Source organism: Paraburkholderia sp. TE9906 (genome assembly GCF_056279605.1).
The window spans coordinates 39,658-61,746 of the sequence record NZ_JBWCCT010000010.1 but is presented as its reverse complement, the minus strand read 5'-3'; the positions used below and the strand labels follow the sequence as shown (position 1 = coordinate 61,746).

19 protein-coding genes and 1 pseudogene are annotated in these 22,089 nt (G+C 60.1%); 9 read left to right on the top strand and 11 right to left on the bottom strand.

The genetic code is table 11. The features are described from left to right. Nucleotides 1-48: 48 nt before the first annotated feature. Nucleotides 49-1,164: an MFS transporter gene (locus ACZ9H4_RS25535; protein ID WP_476121534.1), complete on the bottom strand. Its 1,116-nt coding sequence runs from the start codon at nucleotides 1,162-1,164 to the stop codon at nucleotides 49-51. Between the two features lie 235 nt (nucleotides 1,165-1,399). On the opposite strand from ACZ9H4_RS25535, the gene ACZ9H4_RS25530 reads away from it, so the two are divergent. Further along, nucleotides 1,400-2,401: a LysR substrate-binding domain-containing protein gene (locus tag ACZ9H4_RS25530; protein WP_408141205.1), complete on the top strand. Its 1,002-nt coding sequence runs from the start codon at nucleotides 1,400-1,402 to the stop codon at nucleotides 2,399-2,401. A gap of 594 nt (nucleotides 2,402-2,995) precedes the next feature. On the opposite strand, the gene ACZ9H4_RS25525 is transcribed toward ACZ9H4_RS25530, so the two are convergent. Continuing rightward, entirely contained in the window at nucleotides 2,996-3,142 is a 147-nt protein-coding gene (locus ACZ9H4_RS25525; protein ID WP_408152243.1) for a DUF3563 family protein, read from the bottom strand. 961 nt (nucleotides 3,143-4,103) lie between these two features. Here ACZ9H4_RS25525 and ACZ9H4_RS25520 point away from each other — a divergent pair. From ACZ9H4_RS25520 to ACZ9H4_RS25505, 4 genes are all read left to right on the top strand, one after another. Further along, the gene (locus tag ACZ9H4_RS25520) at nucleotides 4,104-5,318 is read left to right on the top strand and encodes an ATP-binding protein (RefSeq protein ID WP_408152358.1); all 1,215 of its coding nucleotides are present in this window, start codon (nucleotides 4,104-4,106) and stop codon (nucleotides 5,316-5,318) included. Nucleotides 5,319-5,747: 429 nt separating this feature from the next. Then, nucleotides 5,748-6,893 (top strand): aminoacyl--tRNA ligase-related protein, encoded by a 1,146-nt coding sequence (locus tag ACZ9H4_RS25515; RefSeq protein WP_408141202.1) that lies wholly within the window; start codon nucleotides 5,748-5,750, stop codon nucleotides 6,891-6,893. 148 nt (nucleotides 6,894-7,041) lie between these two features. Beyond that, nucleotides 7,042-8,937, top strand: coding sequence for an FAD-binding monooxygenase (locus ACZ9H4_RS25510; RefSeq protein WP_408152356.1), 1,896 nt, complete (start codon nucleotides 7,042-7,044; stop codon nucleotides 8,935-8,937). 21 nt (nucleotides 8,938-8,958) lie between these two features. Continuing rightward, a complete protein-coding gene (locus ACZ9H4_RS25505) occupies nucleotides 8,959-9,399 on the top strand; it encodes a MarR family winged helix-turn-helix transcriptional regulator (RefSeq protein ID WP_408141200.1) in 441 nt (146 codons plus the stop codon). 124 nt (nucleotides 9,400-9,523) lie between these two features. Here ACZ9H4_RS25505 and ACZ9H4_RS25500 read toward each other — a convergent pair whose 3' ends face one another. Next, entirely contained in the window at nucleotides 9,524-10,876 is a 1,353-nt protein-coding gene (locus tag ACZ9H4_RS25500) for a glycoside hydrolase family 28 protein (RefSeq protein ID WP_408152354.1), read from the bottom strand. 3 nt (nucleotides 10,877-10,879) lie between these two features. Beyond that, a pseudogene (locus ACZ9H4_RS25495) lies at nucleotides 10,880-11,107 on the bottom strand (glycosyl hydrolase family 28-related protein); the annotation flags it as partial. Between the two features lie 307 nt (nucleotides 11,108-11,414). On the opposite strand from ACZ9H4_RS25495, the gene ACZ9H4_RS25490 reads away from it, so the two are divergent. Further along, nucleotides 11,415-11,696, top strand: a complete 282-nt coding sequence (locus tag ACZ9H4_RS25490) for a hypothetical protein (protein ID WP_408141198.1) — start codon at nucleotides 11,415-11,417, stop codon at nucleotides 11,694-11,696. Continuing rightward, nucleotides 11,693-12,094 (top strand): GFA family protein, encoded by a 402-nt coding sequence (locus ACZ9H4_RS25485; RefSeq protein WP_408141197.1) that lies wholly within the window; start codon nucleotides 11,693-11,695, stop codon nucleotides 12,092-12,094. Before ACZ9H4_RS25490 ends, ACZ9H4_RS25485 begins: the two co-directional genes overlap by 4 nt. Before the next feature lie 160 nt (nucleotides 12,095-12,254). Here ACZ9H4_RS25485 and ACZ9H4_RS25480 read toward each other — a convergent pair whose 3' ends face one another. The 6 genes from ACZ9H4_RS25480 to ehuA form a co-directional block, all read right to left on the bottom strand. After that, on the bottom strand, nucleotides 12,255-13,646 hold the full coding sequence (locus ACZ9H4_RS25480) for an MFS transporter (RefSeq protein WP_408141196.1): 1,392 nt from the start codon (nucleotides 13,644-13,646) through the stop codon (nucleotides 12,255-12,257). 81 nt (nucleotides 13,647-13,727) lie between these two features. After that, a complete protein-coding gene (gene eutA / locus ACZ9H4_RS25475) occupies nucleotides 13,728-14,507 on the bottom strand; it encodes an ectoine utilization protein EutA (protein WP_408141195.1) in 780 nt (259 codons plus the stop codon). 3 nt (nucleotides 14,508-14,510) lie between these two features. Then, nucleotides 14,511-15,170 carry an ectoine/hydroxyectoine ABC transporter permease subunit EhuD gene (ehuD, locus tag ACZ9H4_RS25470; protein WP_408141194.1) on the bottom strand — a complete coding sequence of 220 codons (660 nt, stop codon included), beginning with the start codon at nucleotides 15,168-15,170 and terminating at the stop codon, nucleotides 14,511-14,513. 4 nt (nucleotides 15,171-15,174) lie between these two features. Beyond that, nucleotides 15,175-15,834 (bottom strand): ectoine/hydroxyectoine ABC transporter permease subunit EhuC, encoded by a 660-nt coding sequence (gene ehuC, locus ACZ9H4_RS25465; protein ID WP_408141193.1) that lies wholly within the window; start codon nucleotides 15,832-15,834, stop codon nucleotides 15,175-15,177. Between the two features lie 75 nt (nucleotides 15,835-15,909). After that, a complete protein-coding gene (ehuB, locus tag ACZ9H4_RS25460; RefSeq protein ID WP_476121528.1) occupies nucleotides 15,910-16,752 on the bottom strand; it encodes an ectoine/hydroxyectoine ABC transporter substrate-binding protein EhuB in 843 nt (280 codons plus the stop codon). Nucleotides 16,753-16,806: 54 nt separating this feature from the next. Further along, nucleotides 16,807-17,709 carry an ectoine/hydroxyectoine ABC transporter ATP-binding protein EhuA gene (ehuA, locus tag ACZ9H4_RS25455; protein ID WP_408141191.1) on the bottom strand — a complete coding sequence of 301 codons (903 nt, stop codon included), beginning with the start codon at nucleotides 17,707-17,709 and terminating at the stop codon, nucleotides 16,807-16,809. A 442-nt stretch (nucleotides 17,710-18,151) separates the two neighbouring features. Between ehuA and doeA the strand changes: the two genes are divergently transcribed. Both doeA and ACZ9H4_RS25445 read left to right on the top strand, forming a co-directional pair. Beyond that, nucleotides 18,152-19,372 carry an ectoine hydrolase DoeA gene (gene doeA, locus ACZ9H4_RS25450; protein ID WP_408141190.1) on the top strand — a complete coding sequence of 407 codons (1,221 nt, stop codon included), beginning with the start codon at nucleotides 18,152-18,154 and terminating at the stop codon, nucleotides 19,370-19,372. A gap of 61 nt (nucleotides 19,373-19,433) precedes the next feature. Continuing rightward, a complete protein-coding gene (locus ACZ9H4_RS25445; protein ID WP_408152242.1) occupies nucleotides 19,434-20,531 on the top strand; it encodes an alcohol dehydrogenase family protein in 1,098 nt (365 codons plus the stop codon). A gap of 158 nt (nucleotides 20,532-20,689) precedes the next feature. Here the strand turns inward: ACZ9H4_RS25445 and ACZ9H4_RS25440 are convergent, their stop codons facing one another. Next, complete coding sequence (locus tag ACZ9H4_RS25440) at nucleotides 20,690-22,087, bottom strand: aspartate aminotransferase family protein (protein WP_408141188.1); 1,398 nt, start codon at nucleotides 22,085-22,087, stop codon at nucleotides 20,690-20,692. Nucleotides 22,088-22,089: the final 2 nt, after the last annotated feature.

Sequence of the window (22,089 nt, the reverse complement as noted above, 5' to 3'; positions counted from 1 at the left end):
CCGCCTTAGCGGAGCCGAATAACAGAGGGAGCGTGTCCCGAATGAAGCTCATGTCATGCGCAGATGCGGACGAAGAAGAAGCGCCAGTGGCAAGACGGCCAGCGCCGTGGCCGCAGTCGCGATAGTGGCACCGTGCGCGCCGATTCGGTCACCCAGAAGACCGTAGGCAACCGGAGAAAGCGCCCCCGAAGCGATAGTGCCGGTATAAAAGAGCGCAAACGCTCGCTCGGTACGCTCGACCGAAGTCAGTTCGGGTACGGTTCCGTAAAGAACGGACGATGTGCCGTTGAGCATCACGCCAAGCAGCGGCAACAAGATCACAGCGGGCGCCAGTGGCAGGCAGATCACAGCAAGGATCAACGCTGCCGTACCGCCTTCAGTGGCGAGCACAGTGCCGATTACGCCCACGCGCGCGCCGAGCCAGGCACACACGAACTTGCCGGCGGCGCCGCCGATGAAGACGAGCGCGAGCGCCGTGCCCATCATCGGTGTCGAGATGCCTTTTGCTTTCAGGAGAAATGGCAGGAAGGTCAATAACCCCATACGCACGGCTGTGTCGAGCACGCCGATCGTGAGCAGCAGTGAGAAGCCCGCGCGCGAACCGTTGCTGTTCTGGCCAGGCGTTTCCTCTAACGAAGACTCGTTTCTCGGCACCGATGGGAGAAAAAGTGCAATCGCCGTCGCGACTAAAACGCCAACGGTCGACATGGCCCAAAGTGCATGGCGCCACGGCATGATGGTAATCAGAAGCGAGATAGCCGCCGGAAGCGCAGATTTTCCGAGGTCGCCTGAAAAATTGTAGATGCTGAGCGGCCCTCGCGCCTTGCGTCCATACACGCGCGAGACTGCTCCCGAAGCTAGGGGATGCTGCGTGCTCGAACCGCTTCCCGAGATGGCGAGTGCGACGCATAAGCCCAGCAGGGTTCCTGACATGCCTGCGACAGCGTAGCCGAGCGCGGCCATAAACGTGCCGAACGCAAGCGTCGCGCGCGTGCCCAATGCACGAGCGAGGCGTCCTGCGGGCAATTGCAGCATCGCCATCGTGCCCGCATAGATGCCGCGCAAAATAGCCAGGGCACCGAAATTGAGTCCAAAGTCCGCCTGCCAGACGGGCAGCAAGGCGTAGATCATGTCGGTGTACCCATCGTGCAGCGCGTGCGCCATGCAGGAGAGCCACAATACACGCGTGCGTGAAACGGAGGTCGGCCGGCCGGGTCCGTCGGCTACCCCTGTGTTTGGAGAGGAGAGAGAGAAACGTCTCATGGTTCAACCGAATCGTGGGAACGCAGGCATTGGCGACAGCTCGGGCGTTGTGTTACAGGACACCCACAGTCTAGATTCGTCCAGAACGCGCCACAACTGACGTAAAATTGAGTCGGACGGGAGAAAAAGTCACCGTATGAGCATGGACAAACGCACGGGCAAAGACGCGGAAAAGTTGCCCCCATTGAATGCGCTGCGGCACTTCGAGGCGGTCGCCCGCCTGGGGAGTTTCGCGGCTGCGGCGAGCGATCTGCATGTCACGCATTGGGCAGTCGGCAAACAGATTCGATTGCTGGAAGACTGGTTCGGCGTTCCGCTCTTTGAGCGCCGCTCACGCGGCGTCGTTCCTACTGACGAAGGCGCGGCTCTACTCAATGATGTCAACGGTGCGTTTGCGCGCTTAAGCAGCTCGGTCACCCGGCTGCGCCACGAATCCATTACGCGTCGTATTACGGGTGTTGTGCGCGTGAATGCGCTGGCGAGCTTCGCTTTGTGCTGGCTAATACCGCGCCTGGCAGATTTCCAGACTCGCTACCCGGACATTGATGTACGGCTCTCGACAACTTCACGCAAGTTGCGCTATATCGGTGATGCATTCGACGTCGGTGTGCGCTCGGGACCCGAGGACGCGGCAGGCCTCATCTCAACGACGCTGATGCCCGACTTGCGCCTGCCCGCTTGTCATCCAGCGGTGCTGCTGAGCCACCCGATCAGGACGGTCGCCGATTTGCGAAATCACACGCTCCTTCACTCCACGAGCACTCGCACAGCCTGGTCCGATTGGTTACGGGAGGCCGGTGCGCCAGGCCTACGGGGTGCCCGCCATTTCGACTTCGATCATGTTTTTCTCCAACTCGGCGCAGCGGCTGAAGGGCTTGGCGTGACGTTGGCGTCGTTGCCGCTCATTGAACGCGAGATCGCAACGGGGCGCCTCGTGTGTCCAATATCCGAGCCGGCGTGGCGCGGACCCGATTACACGTTGGTCGTGAACGCTGATCGCGCGGACGATGACGCAGTCATGGCGTTCAGCAAGTGGATCATGGCGGCGGCGGTGCAACATCCGTTGGAGCCGGCTCGAAGCGAATCTGCACAGAAAGTTCGTCGAACTACACCGCGCACGAAGCGATCCGGGCGCTAGTTGTGATAGCGACGTGGATGATCCGTTGAGAGCGCTCCGGTCCTCTTCAATGGAAACCGGCAACACTCGCGAATTTCAATCCGCACTATTAGTGCGTGCGATTTATCCGGGTCGACCAGGGAACATGGGGTGGCGGTTGTCGAGCCCACAGAAATGTCAGACCTGATGCCTGCATCGACGTCGTCCTCGCCAATTCACCCCCCACTTGTGCGAGCGGCTACGGTGGCTTAACGCCGCCGCCCCGGAAGACGACATCGAGGGCCGGAATGCAGCAACTCAACTGGTGTAAGCGTCGAAGACCGATTGGTAACACAACGTTGATGCAACATATGCAACGCAACCCGCTAGTTAATCTGACGTTGTGAATAGTGTGGAAACTTAGGCGAGCAAGTGCATTTCGATGCCCGCGCACTCTTTAACTCATCCACGACGGCCCTGCCGCTCCCCAGCCCATCGACGCGCTCGCCCCTCACCTCTTTTGAATTTGATGGCGGCAAGCGAAAGAGTCACGTGAAGGACGGCGGGGCTCGGCTCGCGGGTGCGCATGCTCCGGCATCCGGACTGATCGATGGACGGCGCATCGGCTTTGTCCCCTCAGCGATCGATCTCCATCGAATTCATTCGGCGTTCGAGTTCGCCCATGTCAGCGGCGGACGCGAGGTACGCGTCACGGCGACTGTATTCAGCGCGGTCAAGCGCCTTTCTCAAGAGCGGGAACAGATAGATGAGCAAGATGAACACAACGTCCTCCGGGAGGCGACCTGGTCGATTGCGTGTCACGCACGAACGGGGCGCGACACGAGGATTCCAGGCGTGCATCCGGTGCGGGTATCCGGGTTCGGACAGATGGGCGGGTCGTGCTACGGCTGGACGCGTTGTAGCGCAGAGTCCATGCCATGCTTACGTATCCCTTGCGGGACGGGACTTTCAATAGTCTTTCGGGGAGGCGGATCGGGCAAAGTGTCGGCGCGTGGCCGACAAATATTCAGTGGAAGTCGGGCCGCGACGAACATGTGTTCATGTACGTCGCGCGAGCTAAAGCGCTCCGTCATGGAGACGGGCACGCATCGCAGCCACACTCACATGCCCATCAATTGACGATGCGTGTGTTCGATCGAACTTGCCGGGAGCGATCATTCGATAAAATAGGCGCCGTTCGTATCACACGGCCGGAAAGCATTTCTTCCCCCATAAAAGCCCTCTGCTACCTACGAGCAACGCGGCCACTACCTGACAGGAAAATATAAGAGATGTGCCCGTCCCACGGCTGGAATTCACAGTCACGTATCCATGCAGCAAAAGAACTCCTCATCGAGTGAGTCGAGCCGACGGCAGCAGGAAACATTTGGTAAGCAATTCGGCGATGCGGCCAGTGTTCGCAGCTTCCTGATCCGTCCCAATCGCACATCATCGGCTCAGCCTGCGGTTCGTAGCCCGGCCTCGCCTCGGCGTTCACTTTGCCCCACAGGGAAGACCAACGAGAATGTCTGCGCCATTGATGATTGGTCGGCCGTGTCATCCGGGGAGCGTCCTTCAGCAGGTCGATGCCTGAAAAAGTAGCGGCGATCGCATACCCTATAGCTCGAACGGATTGATGTCATGCTCGCCGTCTGTATGCATTCGTCGGATCCACCTATTGCCGATTAGAGCCGAAGAGGAACGATTGATTAGATTGCTTCAACGAGTCATCGTATTGACCGCGATGCTGATATCGAGCATCGATTCGAACGTCATGGCAAGGACTTCGCAGCAGGCCAGCCCTACGGGCATTTCTCAGGCCTACGTGTCGCAACGTCCTCTCGCATGGCCGGAGTCTCAGCGAGACCACACCGGGCACCTGTCTGGCTCCGAACCGCTGATGCCCTTCACCATCGCGCCGCCCGCTGTGCTGGTTGTCGAGCGGGCAACGCTGGTTAACCTCCGCGAGGAGATCGATGAAACGTTATTCGCTCGCACGTGGTCCAGTTTCCCGGCGCAACCTTTCTTGCCCTCGCGCGGCATCTCAAGAAATGATTCGCCTGCGTTCGAGGACAACCCCGGATCTCTATCAGAAGACAACACGGCGATCTCCGCCTGGATGATTGTCCTGCTAGCAGTTGCGCTCGGACTAACCGGAAGTTGGGTAGCCGGTCGGCCACTGCGGAATCTGGCGGCGGCCTTCCGCGAGATTTCCGGCGATTGCGATCCTTCCAATGCCATTCCTGAGACCGGCCCCGAAGCATTGCGAAGACTCGCCCGGACATTCAATGAAATGCTGACGCGACGCTGCCACGCGAGAAAGGCACAGTCGGAGACACTTGCCGCCCTCGCCACGCACCTTGAATCCCAGGCGATCCGCCTTCGTGAAACTTCGCTGCTGGTAAAAGAATGGCAGAAACGTGTTGCGCTGGTAGAAGATGTTGATCTGTTCTCGCATATCGCCAGGCAGTTCGTCGAGGTAGCCGGGTGCTCGCCGAAGCAGGCCACCGATTTATCGGTGGAAGCATTCATACGCGATCGGTTCATGATGACAAGTTCACTGGATGCGGCACTCTTCAGTTGCACGTTCGGAGCAGGCGCGGAGTTCAGATTGCCGCGCACGCTTCTGGAGCGCGTCATGTCGAATCTCGTCGACAATGCGCTGGACCATGGGGTCCCGCCGATTGAAATAAAAACGTCCCGAGTGCGCGATGAGTGGATCCTGAGCATCCGGGATCATGGTGCCGGCATCAAACCGTCCGAGCTATCGAATGCAACTTCGACATTCGTGCGCCTGGCTCGCACTGAAAACAACGGTCGCCATTGGGGACTAGGATTGGCGTTGGTCAAAAAACTCGTCTCGGATGCTGAAGGTCGTCTTATTCTGGGCAATCATTCTGATGGAGGACTATTTGTGCGCATGGTGTTTTCCGCGTCGCGCGGGTCCAGTTGGACCTGATGACCCCACCAACTTGCAATCGCGCTCGATGGTCGGCAAAGGACAAAAGGGAGTGATTGCTTCCCAATGTGCGAACGCGATGCCGGTATCGTGCCGGGTTGCGATCGAGCCTATTTTCAAACATACTGACGCTGACGGACGAACATTGGCTGTGAATGCCACCGTGAGCACTTGAGCTACTCAGCGCGGCGTTCCGCTTTGAAACAGATTTCAAACGAGAAGCAACACATCATGAATTTTTCGAGGACCCTCCTGCAACGACCTCCGGTGCCCGCAATGGCGGCCGGAGTCTGCTCGAGTCCTCAAGGTGCGCGCGAAGAAGGCTGATTGCCTACGCGCTGCCTCAGAATCGACGATCCGGACGCCCGCTTGCGGGCGTTTTTCATTTCAGGCGTTGTTTTTAGCTGAATTCGAAATCCGGAGCAGATCATGAAATTCTCGCAGCAACTTTTCTCAAACGGCTTCTTTGAACAGGACAACTCCCGGCTGGAGCTGACGGACCTCGCCCGCAAGGCATGCTTTATTCATCAGGACGCTGCAGGGCTTTACTCGTGGATGTCGCTTGGCCTGAGGGCGCAGCGACGCATCGAGAGCATCGTGCGCGAGGAGATGGACCGCGCCGGCTTCTGCGAGGTCCAGATGAGCCTGCTGCATGACGCAGACCTGTGGCAGCAAAGCGGGCGGCTCGATATCTACGGTGACGAACTGATGCGGGTGAAGAGCCGCTCCGGCCGGCTGTTTTGCCTCGGAGCGACGTGCGAGGAGTTGACCACCAACATGGTCAAGACGCACTACAACAGGACCGACATGAGTCTTGGCCTATATCAGTTCGGCAACAAATATCGTGATGAGTTAAGAACCCGTGGCGGATTGGCCCGGGCCAAAGAATTCATCATGAAAGACGCGTACTCCTTCAATGCCACGGAATCCGGCTCACGCGCAGCGTATGAGTCCGTTCGCGAAGCCTATCTGCGCGTCTTCAGACGGCTGGGGCTGGACGCGGTAGTTAAGTCCAGCGACAACGGAGAGATCGGTGGGCAAAGCTCCGAGGAATTTCATGTACTCAGCGATCTCGGCGAGGACGAGATCGACGGTCAGAAAGCGCTCGAATGCGCGCACATTTTCGATCTGGGCGATCGCTATTCGAAGGTTCTCGGGCTTGTGAATGCCAAAGGCAAATTCGTCAGAATGGGCTGTTTTGGCGTGGGCATTTCTCGGCTCGCAATGCTTCTGCTTAGTCGCCAGCGCGACGAGCGAGGCTTTTGGGGCACCGAGGCATTCAATACCTTTGATGTGGCTCTGACGGTCATCGAGTGGGATCGATTGGAACGCCAGGAGGCTGCTAAGGCGCTGCAACACGAACTACAGGCAAGGGGCTTGAGCGTGCTGGTGGACGACCGCCTGACGCAAGCCGGAAAGAAGCTTGCCGACGCTGAGTTGATCGCCTGCCGGCAGCGCGTGGTCATCGGCAAACAGGCGCTCGAGTCGGATCGTTTCGAGTGGATGAACCGGCAAACGCTCGAACGCAAAAGTGTAGCGCGGGCGGAAATCGCGGAGCTTTGTTCGAGACAGTGAGACCGTGTTGGCCTCGCTGGGAACTCGGCATCACACAGACCTCGTTTTTATAAGGGTAAACCCAGATGATACACAGAACTATTGAAATAGTTGGCATACGGAGTATATTCCCTCCAACGCGATAAGCACCAACATGGAGGAAGACATCATGCAATTTCATCTCAACGGTTTTCGGGTCGGCGACCCAGGGATCGAACCCGTCGCCGAGAACATGCACGGCCCCGGGGTGCCCGACCAGGTCGACGTGCTCATCGCCGGCACGGGACCCGCGGGGCTCGTCCTCGCCGCTCAGCTATCGAAATTTCAGGGTATTAAGACCCGTATCGTCGAGCGCCGGTCAGGGCCGCTTTTGATGGGCCAGGCAGACGGCGTCGCTTGCCGGACCGTTGAGATGTTCAACGCGTTCGGTCTCGCTGAACGCTTGCTGCGCGAAGCATACTGGGTCAACGAAACTGTCTTCTGGCGTCCTGACGCAGATGACCAAGGCGCGATCCAGCGTACCGGACGTGTTCAGGATACCGAACCAGGCCTTTCCGAGTTTCCGCACGTCATCGTCAATCAGGCGCGTATTCAGGACTATCTGCTGGACGTGATGCGGCTATCCCCGCGGCGAATGGAACCGGACTACGATCTCGAAGTCGTGGCCGTCGAACGCGACGATGTCGGCGAGTACCCGGTGCGGGTCACGTTGCGCCGCACCGCTGCAGCGCGGCTCGGCGAGGAAATATGCGTGCGCGCCCGCTATGTCGTAGGCTGCGACGGCGCGCGCAGTCGGGTGCGCGCCGCAATCGGGCAAACGTTGCGCGGCGACGCAGCCAATCACGCGTGGGGCGTCATGGACGCGCTTGCCGTCACTAACTTCCCCGACATCCGGTTGAAGGTCGCCATTCAGTCCGCCCGCGAAGGCAATCTGCTCATCATTCCGCGCGAAGGTGGCCATCTCGTGCGTTTCTATGTCGACCTCGGCGACGTAACGCCTGAAAATCGTGAAGCGATCAAACAGATTACGGTTGACCGCATCATCGCTACCGCACAACGGATTCTGCATCCCTACACGCTCGACGTGAAAGAGGTCGCATGGTTCTCGGTGTACGAAGTGGGACAGCGCCTGACCGACCGTTTCGACGATTCCGTCAGCGCAGATCGAGTCGATCGTGACCCTCGCGTGTTCATCGCCGGAGACGCCTGTCATACGCATAGCGCCAAAGCGGGCCAGGGAATGAACGTCTCAATGCAGGACGGGTTCAATCTCGGCTGGAAACTCGCCGCGGTTCTTCAGGGACGCAGCAACGTCGATCTGCTGCGCACCTATTCTGGCGAGCGGCAACCCATCGCGAAGGAGTTGATCGAGTTCGACAAGGAGTGGTCGGCGATGATGGCGGCGCCCCCCAAGGATCCAGCCCGGCCGGAAGCAGGCGGAGTCGATCCGGCTGAATTGCAGGCGTACTTCGTGCGCGCCGGCAGATACACCGCGGGCGTCGCCACCCGCTACCGCCCCGGCATGCTCACGGGCGAGTCGACTTATCAAACGCTCGCGAGCGGCTTCACGATCGGCACCCGGTTCCACTCATCTCCCGTGGTTCGCGTCGCCGACGCCAAGCCGGTCCATCTCGGACACGCCGCACAGGCGGACGGCCGTTGGCGTCTGTACGTTTTCGCCGATGCCGGCCGAAAAGCGCTTGATGCGTTGTGCGACCATCTCTCCAACTCGTCCGATTCCATCCTGCGGCAAATTACGTCTACCGACGCCGACCCGGACAGCGTGCTCGATCTGCGCGCGGTGCTTCAGCAAGACCATCGGGAGGTGCGTCTGGAGGAACTGCCCGACCTGCTGCTGCCATGCAAGGGACGCTACGGGCTCATCGACTACGAGAAGGCATTTACGAGCGACGCGGTGACTGATATCTTCGACGAACGCGGTATCGACCGCGAGCGGGGCGCAGTGGTGGTGGTCCGCCCGGATCAATACGTTGCTCACGTTCTACCGCTGAACGCCTATGCGGAGTTGAGCAGCTTCCTGCAGCCCATTTTCCGAATCAATTAACCTGCGCGGAACACTGCGAAATTGCCAACAAAATCCGATGACCTCAAAGGGCTTGCCCGACACACGGGCAGCCTGGTACGCCGCGCTCAGCAGCGACACCTAGCGGTATGGCTTCGCGAGGTTTCGGCTGAGGTCACGAGCGTGCAGTACGCGGCGCTCGTCGTCCTTCACGAGACGCCGGGCGTCAACCAGCGACAGCTTGGCGACGAGTTGGATGTAGACCGCTCGACGATTGCCGATCTGGTTGCACGCATGGTGCGAAACGGCCTGATCGAGCGGCAGGACGACCCCGCCGACAAGCGCAGCTATATCCTGTTCCTGACCTCGGCGGGGAAAAAGCAGCTCGCCACTTTGCGCCCTCGCGTCGACAATGTCGATCGCATCCTCACCGCTGCGCTTTCTCCGCTGGAAAGTGCTGAGTTGCGGCGACTGCTCGCGGTTTTGCTGTCGGAGCGCGCGTAACGTCGAGTTCCCCCACGGCATCTCTTTCAATCAAAACACCGTCGTCCCGAACTCGCTCAGAACGAGATCAACCAGGCGATCGCGCCCCCATCCAGGCGGCCGCGATCGCCCTTCGCTGCATGACCTATTGCGTTGGCAGGCCGGTGATATTGCTTGTCGTGGTAGAGGACAAAGTCGGAACGATGTTCGCACCGCCTGCATTCTTGATCGTGCTGTTAGTGAACACCCAATTCCCGCCATTGGCGATCGACCCGGCCCCCACCGACGCGCCCGCTGAATTGACGGCTGTGATATTCACGTTATTGAACGTGAAATTCGTGAACCGGCCCTTCTCTGCTTCACCCGCAAGCGTATAGCCCGCCACGCCGAACACAGCCGTTTCGACACGCTTCATCGTGATGTTCTCGAATCTGAAGTTCCGGAAAATCGGATATCCATCTTCGGGCGTGGCCGGCATCACGAGAATCGGCGGCCAGTACGAAGGCTCCATGTACGTCGAACCAAACGTGGCTGGAACCGTGCCGCCGGCCGGCCATGCTTCGTTTCCTTGCATGAAGTAGTACGCATCGTCGACGGTAATGTCATGGATATAGACATTTTCCATCGTGCCGCCGCGCGTCGGCGCCGATTTGAATACGAACGCGCTATAGACAGCCGGTCCGCCCGCCTTGTATCCGACGTTGCTGTTGATCTGCCCGGTAAGCGGCGTGACCTGAATGTTGGACACTTCAATGTTGTTCGCGCCACCGGACGTTTCGCTGCCGATGGTAAATGCGGTCGCACCGGCCCGAACCACAGAATTGCGGATCACCACGTTCGCGGTCGGCTTGTTGACGCGAAGCCCGTCGCCGTCACGCCCGGACTTGATGACGAAGCCATCATCGTTTGCGACGATATCCGCGTTCTCCACAAGCACGTTCGTCGACGAATCCAGATCGATACCATCGGTACTCGGCATGATCCCGGTCGCAGCGCTCGGGAAATTGTAGACTTTGACGCCATCCAGATGCACCTGATCCGAGTAGCAGATGTGCACGGTCCAGAACGGCGAGTTCTGAACGGTCACGTCCTTGATGGTGACATTCGTCGAATTGAACGTCTCGATGCCGCGTGGGCGCTGCTCGTCCCAGTTGAGCGCCCATGTCACGCCGAGCGTCTTGTGAAACGACGTACCATCGGCATAATAGTGCGACCACCACGCTTGCCCATTGCCGTCGACCACGCCTTTACCAGTAATAGTCACATTGTTGGCATTGCGAACATTGATGATCGCCGACGCCCAGTTCATCTCGATGCCCTGCACTCGGGTCGGCACCTGTGGGTAGAGAGACAGGCCATCCGGGTAAAAGCCATTCGTTGCACCGGAAGCGATGGTCGTTTCGATGTTCCACCAGGTCTGAGCCTGGATGGCCTTCAGCGTCACGCCTTCATCGACTTGCAACGTCGTATCCGAACCGACGAACAATGCGCCGGTCATGAACGTGCCCTGCGGGAACACGACCGTCCCCTTCGCGGCGCTCGCCGCATTGAGCGCTTTCTGAATCGCTGCAGTGTCGTCAGTCGTACCGTCGCCCTTGGCGCCGAAGTCTTTGACGTTGTACGTCTGGCTAATGCCTGGATCCGCGGGCGTAACCGGAGGCGCCGACGCGGCCGGCGTCCCTGGATCATTGCTCAGCTTCCCATCCCCACCGCACCCTGCCAGAACCATGCACGCACACGCAATCGCCAACAACCTTGTTTTCATGCCCCCTCCTGTCTTTCCAAGTTAGAACTCGAAATTTTGTTGGAGGCCATTCTCGGTATTGGTGCGATGTCAGACAATAGAGTTTACCCTCGACAAACAATTTGTTACGTTCAGCTCGAATCCACGCTCAAAACTACGGCAATTTTGATAGATAGCGTGCCGGATCCCATACTGTGAGCGAATCTGGAATCTGATTTCTTCTTTAGCCGAATGGTGCAATCGCGGCGTCGCGCGACGTGGTTCTTCATTCAACTTTGTGATATGACGTCGCATGACAACGACGTCGGACGCGGCAGACTCAAACCACGGAATCCGCAAGATCAAAAAGCTCGACCACCAGGAAAACCTCCCTATTTCGAGCGTCAACGCGGTGGATGCATCGCTCCCGCAGAACAGGTCGAGCCCAGATGATTTCAATTATCGTTTTGGCATTGGAGCAGGATTCGCGGCCGATTCAGGCTATTGGACATCGACCTTCGGCCCATCAATAATCATGGATGTGCTATTCCCCAATCCATTTGCGATGTGCCTACTGCCTGAAAAACAGTCATGAAACCATTACTCGCTGGCGGATGCCTTTGCGGTGCTGTCCATTACTCGGTAAAAGACGAGTTTATCTATGCGTTGAACTGCCACTGTTCAAGCTGTCGGCGTGCGACCGGCTCAGCATTCAAACCATTCGCGGGGATCGAGCGCGACAAGTTGTGTATCACTCAGGGCAAAGACAACCTGTTGATTTTCGGTGACGAACGAGCGTCGCACGATGTTCACTGCAAGACATGCGGAAGCCTGATGTTCTCAGTGGTTCGTAACGCTGAGTTCGTGCACGTCACGTTGGGGACGCTCGCCGACACGCCTACCATTCGCCCCACTGCTCACATTTTTGTGGGTTCAAAGGCAGCGTGGCATGACATCACCGATCAGCTGCCACAACACGAAGAATTCGGTTGAATGGTTATCGGTTCAAATTCGGCGGCGTGATCGAGCGCTTTCCGCCGGCCCGACGCGGAAATCCATCCGCGTCACCGTCGGCTCGCATTGTCGAAAGCAAGAGTCGTATGGGGCCACTTCTGCCCTGCCACAGTCACCTGAAGTCGCCCGGCGGGGCCACTCAGGCTCCTCTTCCCGCCGCATCGACACGCTTCGGAGTCCGGTTTCCCTTTTCCTTTCCGGGTATCTCCCGCCCGCGCAACGAGCAGCCCGATGTCTCCGTCACGAAGATCAGCGCCAATGCGCCAATCACACACGCGGCCATCATGTAGTACGCCGGCACGAGTACATTGCCGGTGCGTGCGATAAACCACTCGTTCACCATCGGCGCCGTCCCGCCGAAAATCGACGTCGACACGTTGTAGGCAATCGCCATCCCTGCATAACGCACCTGCGTGGGAAACATCGCGGGGAACATTGCCGAGATGCTTGCCAGTTGTGGAACATATAGCAGACCTAGCACGGAAAACCCGATGAGGGCTCCGGCAATGCCATGCTTCATCAGAAGGAACATCGGAATGGCAGCGACAAAGAGTCCCACCAGCGAAAACCACCAGACATTCTTGCGCCCGATCCGATCCGAGAACGTGCCGGCAAAAGGAAGAAACACCATCATCGCCAGCATGCCGATAAGCGGGACGAGCAACGACATGTTGTCGCTCATGCCCAGTTGCTTCTGCATGAAGGTCGGCATATAAGCCAGCAACACATAATTGACCACGTTGAGCGCCACGACCAGGCCGCCGAGCAACACCAGTGGCTTCCAGTATCCGGTCAGCAAGGCTTTCAGCGAGACGCAAGTCTGCGGCTCCTTGTGGTTCGATTGCTCCAGTTCGATGAAGACGGGCGTGTCTTCCAGTTTCGAGCGCAGATAGAAGCCAATCAGGCCGAGCGGCGCAGCGATCAGAAACGGCAGTCGCCATCCCCAATCGTGCATGGCCGCGTTGCCGAGTGCGACCGAACAGCCAAGCATCAGAAACGCGCCGAGCGAAAAGCCTGCGAGCGTCGCGAATTCAAGGAAGCTGCCGCAAAAACCGCGCTTCTTGTCCGGTGCATATTCGGCCATGAAGGTGGCCGCGCCGCCATACTCTCCACCGGTCGAGAAGCCCTGGATCATCCGCAAGACGATCAGCAGCGCCGGCGCCCACCACCCGATGCGCGCATAGGTCGGCACGAGTCCGACCAGCAGCGTCGCCACCGACATCAGGATGATCGTCAGCGCCAATACGTGCTTGCGTCCAAGCCGGTCGCCGAGCGGGCCCCAGAAGAGTCCGCCCAGCGGTCGAACCAGAAACGAAATCGCAAAGGTGGCCAGCGCGAAGAGCGTGGCCTGAGCCGTGCTGCCGGGAAAAAGCGCGGCCGATATGTAGGTCAGGCCGTAGGCATAGATGCCGTAGTCGAACCATTCCGTCGCGTTACCCAGCGCCGATGCGGCAATGGCGCGCCGCAACAGGCTCCGTGACTCGTGTTGCACTGTCTCGCTGTCGCTGTCCCATGACTGTACGTAGTCCATCGTTCCTCCTGAATGTCGAGCTATGCGACGCATTCAGAACCGCGTCGAATTCACAAATATCGGTAAGCCGTTCGCCGAACCTCAACGTAGAACCGGTGGCAACGGTAGTGTCATCAATCGTCCCCGTTCGGGTTTGGCGTCACTGCTGCCACAGAGGCGCAAACACATCCAGGCGGTCGCAAGATTACTGCTGACAGCGGGCTTGCCAATCGACGCCTCGATCCGCGCAATGACCGCCGCCGCCCGCACCGCCGTGCACGAAATGAAAAGCGCATCGGACTGCGCCGCCGTCGCGACACGAGCGAACTCCACGATGTCGTCGTGCGATATGCGTGCCATCTCACGGTCATCGGTGAGACCCATGCACATGAACCGGTCGATGACAAAACCTTGCGCGGCAAAGTACGCGGCCATTGGCTGGCTCGTTTCAACGGTGTACGGCGTCAGGACGCTGATGCGCCGTGCGCCAAGCGCGTTCAGCGCGGCCACCGAGGCGGCCGTCGGCGTGACCACGCGCGTCCGCGGCTTCGCCGCATGAATGGCCTGCTCGATCTCCGCATCGCCGATCACGACTGATGCCGACGTGCACGAATACATCACTACGTCGAGCGCTTCGCCCGGCAGGATCAGCGCGGCGCCGGCAGTCAGCGAGGGCTGCATCGCGCGCAGATTGTCCGGCGTCACCGGATTCGCGTAAGGCACGCGGTTCACGTAAATACCGATGCGTTCACTCGCCACGAGCGCCGCAAAGTCCGGCTCGGTCGTGTGATCGGTTGCCAGGATCACGAGCCCGATACGTTTGTCGACGGCGCGTTCGTCAAGACGCGGCGGGTGGGCTGAGGACTGGATGGCGGTCTGCATCGCTCAATGCCCGACATCAGGAAAGCGTCTTTCGAGCAACCGCACACCGGTCACCGCGATGAGACTGATGCACAGAAACAGCACGCCCACTAGCGTCATCGGTTCGAGGTAACGGTAGTCCGTGTTCGCAATGATCTTCGCCTCGTTCATCAGTTCGAGCACGGTAATCGCTGACAGCAGCGGTGTTTCCTTGAACATCGAAATCAGATAGTTTGCGAGCGCGGGTAACATCGGCGGAACCGCTTCGGGCAGGATGATGTGCTGCCACGTTTGCGACGGGCTCAGATTGCACGCCTTGGCTGCTTCCCACTGCCCGCGCGGCACGTTTTCGATGCCACTGCGATAGACCTCCGCCGTATACGTCGCATAGTGCACTCCAAGCGCGAGCACACCGGCCGCGAGCGCGGGCATGCGCACGCCGATGTCGGGCAACACATAGAACACGAAATACAGTTGCACGAGCAGAGGCGTGCCACGGATGAAGCTCACCACCAGCGTCGTGGCACTCGCCACCGCGCGATTCGGCGACAGGCGCAGAATCGCGAACACCATACCGACCACCCCCGCCACGATCGCGCCGAGCAAGGTCGCGAGTACGGTGATCTTCATACCTTGCAGCAAGATCGGCAGAATCTCGCGTGCGAAACTCCAGTCCCATTCCATGCGCCTATCTCCTCATTCCGTCGAGACCCAGGCTCATGCGCCGCTCCAGCTTGCGCATGCCGAACCCAATCAGGCACGCCATCGCGAAGTAAAGCGCGAGGATCATCGCGAACGGTATCAACGTATTGCCGGTTTGCGAGCGTACGACCTGCGCCTGAAACGTCATGTCGCCAAGCGAGATCAGCGATACGACCGCCGTGCCCTTGAGCAGCTCGATGGCGTTGTTGCCGAAGGTCGGCAGCATCAGCGGCAACGCCTGCGGCAGGATCACATGGCGCATGCGCTGATAGCGGGACAGATTCAACGCAACGCATGCGTTGCGCTGCTCCTGGCCAATCGCTACGACCGCACCGCGCACCACTTCCGCGCCATACGCACCGACGTTCAAGCCAAGTGCGAGCACCCCGGCCTGCAACGGCGTGAGCGTCAATCCGATCATCGGCAAGACGAAATACGCCCAGAACAACTGGACGAATACCGACGTGCCGCGAAAGAACTCGATATACGAGGTCGCCAGCGAGCGCACCACGACGAAGCGCGACAGCCGCCCAAGGCCGGCCACGAACGCCATCACGAGCGCAAGCGCGGTGCCCATCAGCGTGAGTTCGACAGTTGTCTGCGCGCCTTTCAGAATCAGCAGCAGATAGCCGGACCAATCGTTCATGAACACACCTCGTCGTGCTTCGGGTTGGCTGTTCGACGTGCTATCGCGCTGCACATCGAACAGGATCGGCTGGGCTTAGTTCTTCGCAGCACACAGCTTGTCGCGGCTCGTGGACATCGCCGCCTTGGCCGAGAATCCGTACGGCTCGACGATCTTCGCGAACTCGCCGGATTCCTTCATCTTCTTCAACTCGACGTCGAACGCATCGCGCAGCGCGGTGTCCTGCTTGCGGAACGCAACGCCGTCGCATTGCACGGGTGTGCCCTGCACCGGTGCGATCGATTCCAGATTGGCGTCTTTCGCTTTCGCAAGCAGATCGCTGATCGACAGCAGCGGTAGCGCGAATGCGTCGATGCGGCCGTCCTGCAGCATCTTCAGCCCGCTCTGCCCATCAGGCACGATGACGACGCGCTCGGCCGGAATATTCGCGGCGCTCGCGAGTTTCTGTTCGGTAGTCCCGCCCTCCACGCCAATCACCGCCTTCGGGTCCTTGGCGATTTCCTCGTAAGTCTTGATGCTTTTGGTGTTGCCCTTCTTGACGGCAAATGCTTCGACCGCGCACAGCACAGGTTCGGAATACGCCACGGCGGCGCAGCGCTGTGGCGTCATGAAGAGACCCGCCGCGATCGCGTCATGCCGCCCCACTGCGAGGCCTGGAATCATCGCGCCGTATTCGGAGATCGACGCGACGATGTCATTGACGCCGAGCTTTTTGAACACCGCACGCGCGACATCGGGAGCCGCGCCCGTCACCTTGCCGTCGGCGCCCACCGCGGTGAACGGCGGCTCGTTGGCAATCGCGATGCGCGCGAAACCCTGCTCCCTGAGTTGGGCCAACTTGTCCTGCGCGGCGACTGCAATGCCGGTCAGCGTCAGTAGCGACAACGTCCCCGTGGTCAGAATTCCCTTCAATTTCATGATTTATTCTCCTCGAGCGTAGTAGTTTTCAACGGCCTGTGTGGCCGGCGTCGTTCAGAGCCGGTGACCCGCGGCGATGATCTTGCGCAGAAACGTCTGGGTTCGTTCATGCTTCGGATGACTGAAGATATCCTCGGGCTTGCCTTCCTCCACGATTCTGCCGCGGTCAAAGAACAACACGCGGTCGGCGAAATCGTGGGCGAAACCCATCTCGTGTGTCACAAGCAACATCGTCATATCGGTTTCACTGGCGAGCCGGTGCATCACGTTCAGTACTTCTTCGACGAGTTCGGGGTCGAGCGCCGACGTCACTTCATCGAAAAGCATGATCCTCGGTGAGAGCGCAAGCGCCCGCGCAATCGCCACGCGCTGCTTCTGCCCGCCGGACAACTGCGCCGGGCGGCTATTTGCCTTGTCCGCCATACCGACCATGTCGAGCAGTTCGAGCGCGCGCTTTTCTGCCGATTCGCGGCTCTCGCCTTTGGTCAGCATCGGGGCGAGCGTGACGTTGTCGAGCACGTTCTTATGAGGAAACAGATTGAAGTGCTGGAAGACCATACCGACCTTCTCGCGCATCATCTGCAGATGCCGCTCGTTCGCGGGCACCATGCGGTCGCCGCGTTGCATATGAAACAGCTGCTCGCCGTCCATTTCCACGTGACCGCCATCGATCGACTCGAGTGTCATCAGGATGCGCAGGATCGTGGTCTTGCCTGACCCGGATGGCCCGATCAACGCGAGCTTCTCGCCCGGCATGACATCGAGCGACAACTCGTCGAGCACGGTCAGCGCGCCATAACGCTTCGTCATGCGATCGATCCTGATCAACGGACTGGTCACCGGCGCCTCGGCGCGTGGCTGAGAGGTGTTGCCAGGCGCCGCCGGCAAGCCGGGCGGAAGGGTCGCTGAGGCGATATCGGAAACGCTCAGCAGGTCAGTGACTCGCGCGGTATTCATCTCGATTCGGGTTCCCGTTCCTCATACCAGGGCTTGATTGGATGCGGTGCAGCAGTGCACGCAGGGCCGCTATGCAAATCAGAATACAAAGCCATATTCCCGATCCGATTGCTCTAGAACAATTATTTTTCCGCGCCCAAAAACGGGCTATACGATGCCGCACGACAGGGCTTTCATGCACCAGCCCGGCGTCCGGATCGGTGCGTATCAGGGGCAATACCTATGCGACGCAGCACGAACGTACGACGCAATTTTTTACGCTCCGCGCAGTCCGTTTCAGGCCCGCAACGAAGATTGAACTAGCACATTAAAAGGCGCTTTTTCGCCGCATTAGACTGCGGCGAGAAATAGTCACAAACACTCGCAAGCACCCGCAAGCGCCTCATTGCGTGCATGAGGCGCGACTTTTCCGCAACGACGTCACGCTCAGAGAGAGGGAAAGATGTCAGATACAACGCAACTGGAATCGCGTGTCGCGGCGCCGACGTTACGCCTGCCGTTCGACCGCGCCGAATACGCCGCCCGCATCGGCAAAACACGCAAGGCGATGCAGGCAGCAGGGGTCGAACTGCTGATCGTGTCCGATCCGACCAACATGGCTTGGCTCACCGGTTACGACGGCTGGTCGTTCTACGTACACCAGTGTGTGCTGCTCGCGCTCGACGGCGAGCCGGTGTGGTTCGGCCGCGGCCAGGACGCCAACGGCGCAAAGCGTACGGTGTTCATGCAGCACGAGCAGATCGTGGGTTATCCGGATCACTACGTGCAGTCCGCCGTACGGCATCCGATGGACTACCTCGCCCGCGACGTGATCGAGACGCGCGGTTGGGGGGCGCTGAGGATCGGCGTCGAAATGGATAACTACTATTTCAGCGCCGCGGCCTATCGTTCCCTCGTCGCTCATCTGCCCAACGCGACATGGCAGGATGCGACCGCGCTCGTGAACTGGCAGCGTGCGGTCAAATCGCCACGCGAGATCGAATACATGCGCGTCGCCGCTCGCATCGTCGAACGGATGCACGCGCATATCGTCGAGCGGATCGAGCCCGGCATGCGCAAGAACGACCTGGTCGCGGAAATCTACGCGACAGGTATTACCGGCGTGGACGGCTACGGCGGCGACTACCCGGCGATCGTGCCGCTGCTGCCGACCGGCGCCGATGCCGCCGCGCCGCATCTGACATGGGACGACACACCGTTCGAGAAGGACGCCGGCACGTTCTTCGAGATCGCCGGCTGTTTCAAGCGTTACCACTGCCCGCAGTCGCGCACCGTCTACCTCGGCAAGCCGCCGAAGCATTTCCTCGACGGCGAGCGTGCGGTGGTGGAAGGCATTGAGGCGGGACTGGCTGCGGCGAAGCCGGGCAACACCTGCGAAGACATCGCCAACGCGTTCTTCGCGATGCTGCACAAATACGGCATCGAAAAGAACAGCCGCTGCGGTTATCCGATCGGCGCGAGCTATCCGCCGGACTGGGGCGAACGCACGATGAGCCTGCGTCCGGGGGACAAAACGGTCCTCGAACCGGGCATGACGTTCCACTTCATGCCGGGCCTGTGGCTCGACGACTGGGGCCTCGAAATCACCGAAAGCATCCTGATTACCGAGACCGGCGTCGAGACCTTCTGCAACACGCCGCGCAAGCTCTTCGTCAAACCATAAGACGCCAACCTGCAGGCGCTCCCGTTGCGCGCCGCGCAACGGGAGCCACGAGAGGAGAAACATGCTTCCAAAAACCATGAAGGCCGTCGTGCTGACTGCGCACGGCGGCCTCGATAAACTCGTCTATCGCGACGACGTACCGGTGCCTGTCTGCCGCCCGGGTGAGGTATTGCTCGACGTCACCGCGTGCGGACTGAACAATACCGACGTATGGGTCCGCGAAGGCGCCTATGGCACGGACGACGACCCGCAAGCCGTCTCCACCTGGCGGCGCGGCCGCTCGACGCTCTCGTTCCCGCGCATCCAGGGCGCGGACATCGTCGGTCGCGTGGTCGCCGTCGGCAGCGGAGTCAGCGATGCGCGTCTCGGCGAGCGCGTGGTCGTCGATGCTTCGATCTATAACCGCGACGACGACAGCCTTGCCGATATCGACTACATCGGCCACGGCCGCGATGGCGGTTACGCGGAATACACGGCGGTGCCCGCGCAGAGCGCCCATCGCGTCGATTCCACGTGCTCCGATGCCGAACTCGCGACCTTCTGGTGCGCGTATCACACCGGCGAACAGATGCTGGAGCGCGCGGCCGTCGCAGGCGGTGAAACGGTGCTGATCACCGGCGCATCCGGCGGCGTCGGCTCGGCAATCATTCAACTATGCCGGGCGCGCGGCGCGATCCCTTATGCGGTTGTCAGCAAGGGCAAGGAAGAGGCGGTGCTCAGGCTCGGCGCACAAGGCGTGATGCTCCGCGACAGCGAGGATTTCGCCGCGGCTGTGGAACGGATGACAGAGGGCCGCCCGGTCGACGTGGTGGCCGATCTGGTCGGCGGCACGCTGTTCGCCAAACTGCTGAACGTGTTGCGCGCCGAAGGCCGCTACACGACGGCGGGCGCAATTGCCGGACCGGTGGTGCAACTGGATTTGCGCACGATGTATCTGAAGCAGCTACAGCTGAACGGATCGTCGCAGGGTACGCGCGGCGCGTTCAAACGCGTGCTGGACTACATTCAGGCCGGCACGATCAAGCCGGTACTCGCCGCCACCTATCCGCTGTCGAAGTTTCATGAAGCGCAAACGCAGTTCATGGCAAAGCGCTTCGTGGGCAATATCGTCGTGGTTCCTGACCGGCACTACGGCGAAACGACGGCGAAACAGGCCTGAAATAGCTGGCGCCAACGACATGCAGCCGGAACGTGCGCGGTTCCGGCTGTATTCTTTCACCCGATTCACTCGATATCATTCCCACCCGTTGCCCGACTGATGCGCCGGTAACCAGCGGTGCCGCGATCCACCGCGACACCAACCGGCCCATCGTTACATCAGGCAGAAGCGGCCGGCGCGAGCACGACGGACGCGACTTCATCCACCGCCGCGCGCGCCAGTTTCACGATTTCGTCGACCTCGCTGCGCGAGGTGACCAGCGGCGGCGCGAAGCCGAGAATATCGCCGTGCGGCATCGCGCGCGCGATCAGGCCGCGCTCCAACGCCGCAGCGGAGACGCGTGGCCCGACCTTCAACGCGGCATCGAACGGCTGACGGCCATCCTTGTCGGCCATGAATTCGAGCGCGGCCAGCATGCCCGCGCCGCGCACTTCGCCGACCAGCGGATGAGAATCGAACGCCGCGTGAAGTTGTTCGAGCAGATAGGCACCGGTTTGCGCGGCGTTCTGCGTGAGGTTCTCACGCTCGAGAATATCGAGGTTCGCGAGCGCCGCCGCCGCGCAGATCGGATGGCCCGAGTAAGTCCAGCCATGACCCATCGCGCCGAATTCCTGCGACGCCTTGTCGATCACGTCCCACACGCGTTCGCTCACGATCACGCCCGATAGCGGCGCATACGCGCTCGTCAGCCCCTTCGCGACGGTAATCAGATCCGGCCTGATGCCATAGTGTTGTGCGCCCATCTTCGAACCGAGCCGGCCGAAACCGCACACCACCTCGTCGCAGATCAGCAGGATGTCGTGCTTCTTCAACACCTGCTGGATAGCCGGCCAGTAACCGGCTGGCGGCGGCAGGATGCCGCCCGTGCCCATCACGGGTTCGGCGATGAATGCGGCGATCGTATCGGCGCCTTCCTGCGCAATCAGTTTTTCCAGTTCCTCGACGCAGTACGCGACGAATTGCGCCTCGTTCATTCCGGCAGGTGCATGCCTGTACCAGTGCGGACACACGGTATGTTTGACGCGCTCGATCGGCAGATCGAAGCATTGATGAAAACTCGGCAGGCCGGTCAGGCTGCCGGTAACGATGCCGGAGCCGTGATAGCCTCGTTGCCGCGAGATGATCTTCTTCTTGTTCGGACGGCCCTTCACGTTGTTGTAGTACCAGACGAGCTTGATCTGGGTTTCGTTCGCATCCGAACCGGACATGCCGTAGTACACCTTCTTCATGCCTTGCGGCGCCCAACCGATGATGCGCGCCGACAATTCGATGATCGTATCCGTCGAGTGGCCCACATACGTGTGATAGTAGGCCAGCTTCTTCGCCTGCTCGTAGATCGCTTCGGCGACCTCCGTGCGCCCGTAGCCGATATTCACGCAGTACAGACCGGCGAACGCGTCGATATACGACTTGCCCTGATGATCTTCGATGCGGATGCCTTTCGCGCCGGTCACGATGCGCCCAGGCAGCGCTCCGCTCGCGTGATCGTGGGCGTGCGTCGACGGATGCATGAAGTGCGCGCGGTCGGCGTCGAAAAGTTGATTGAGTTGGGTCATCG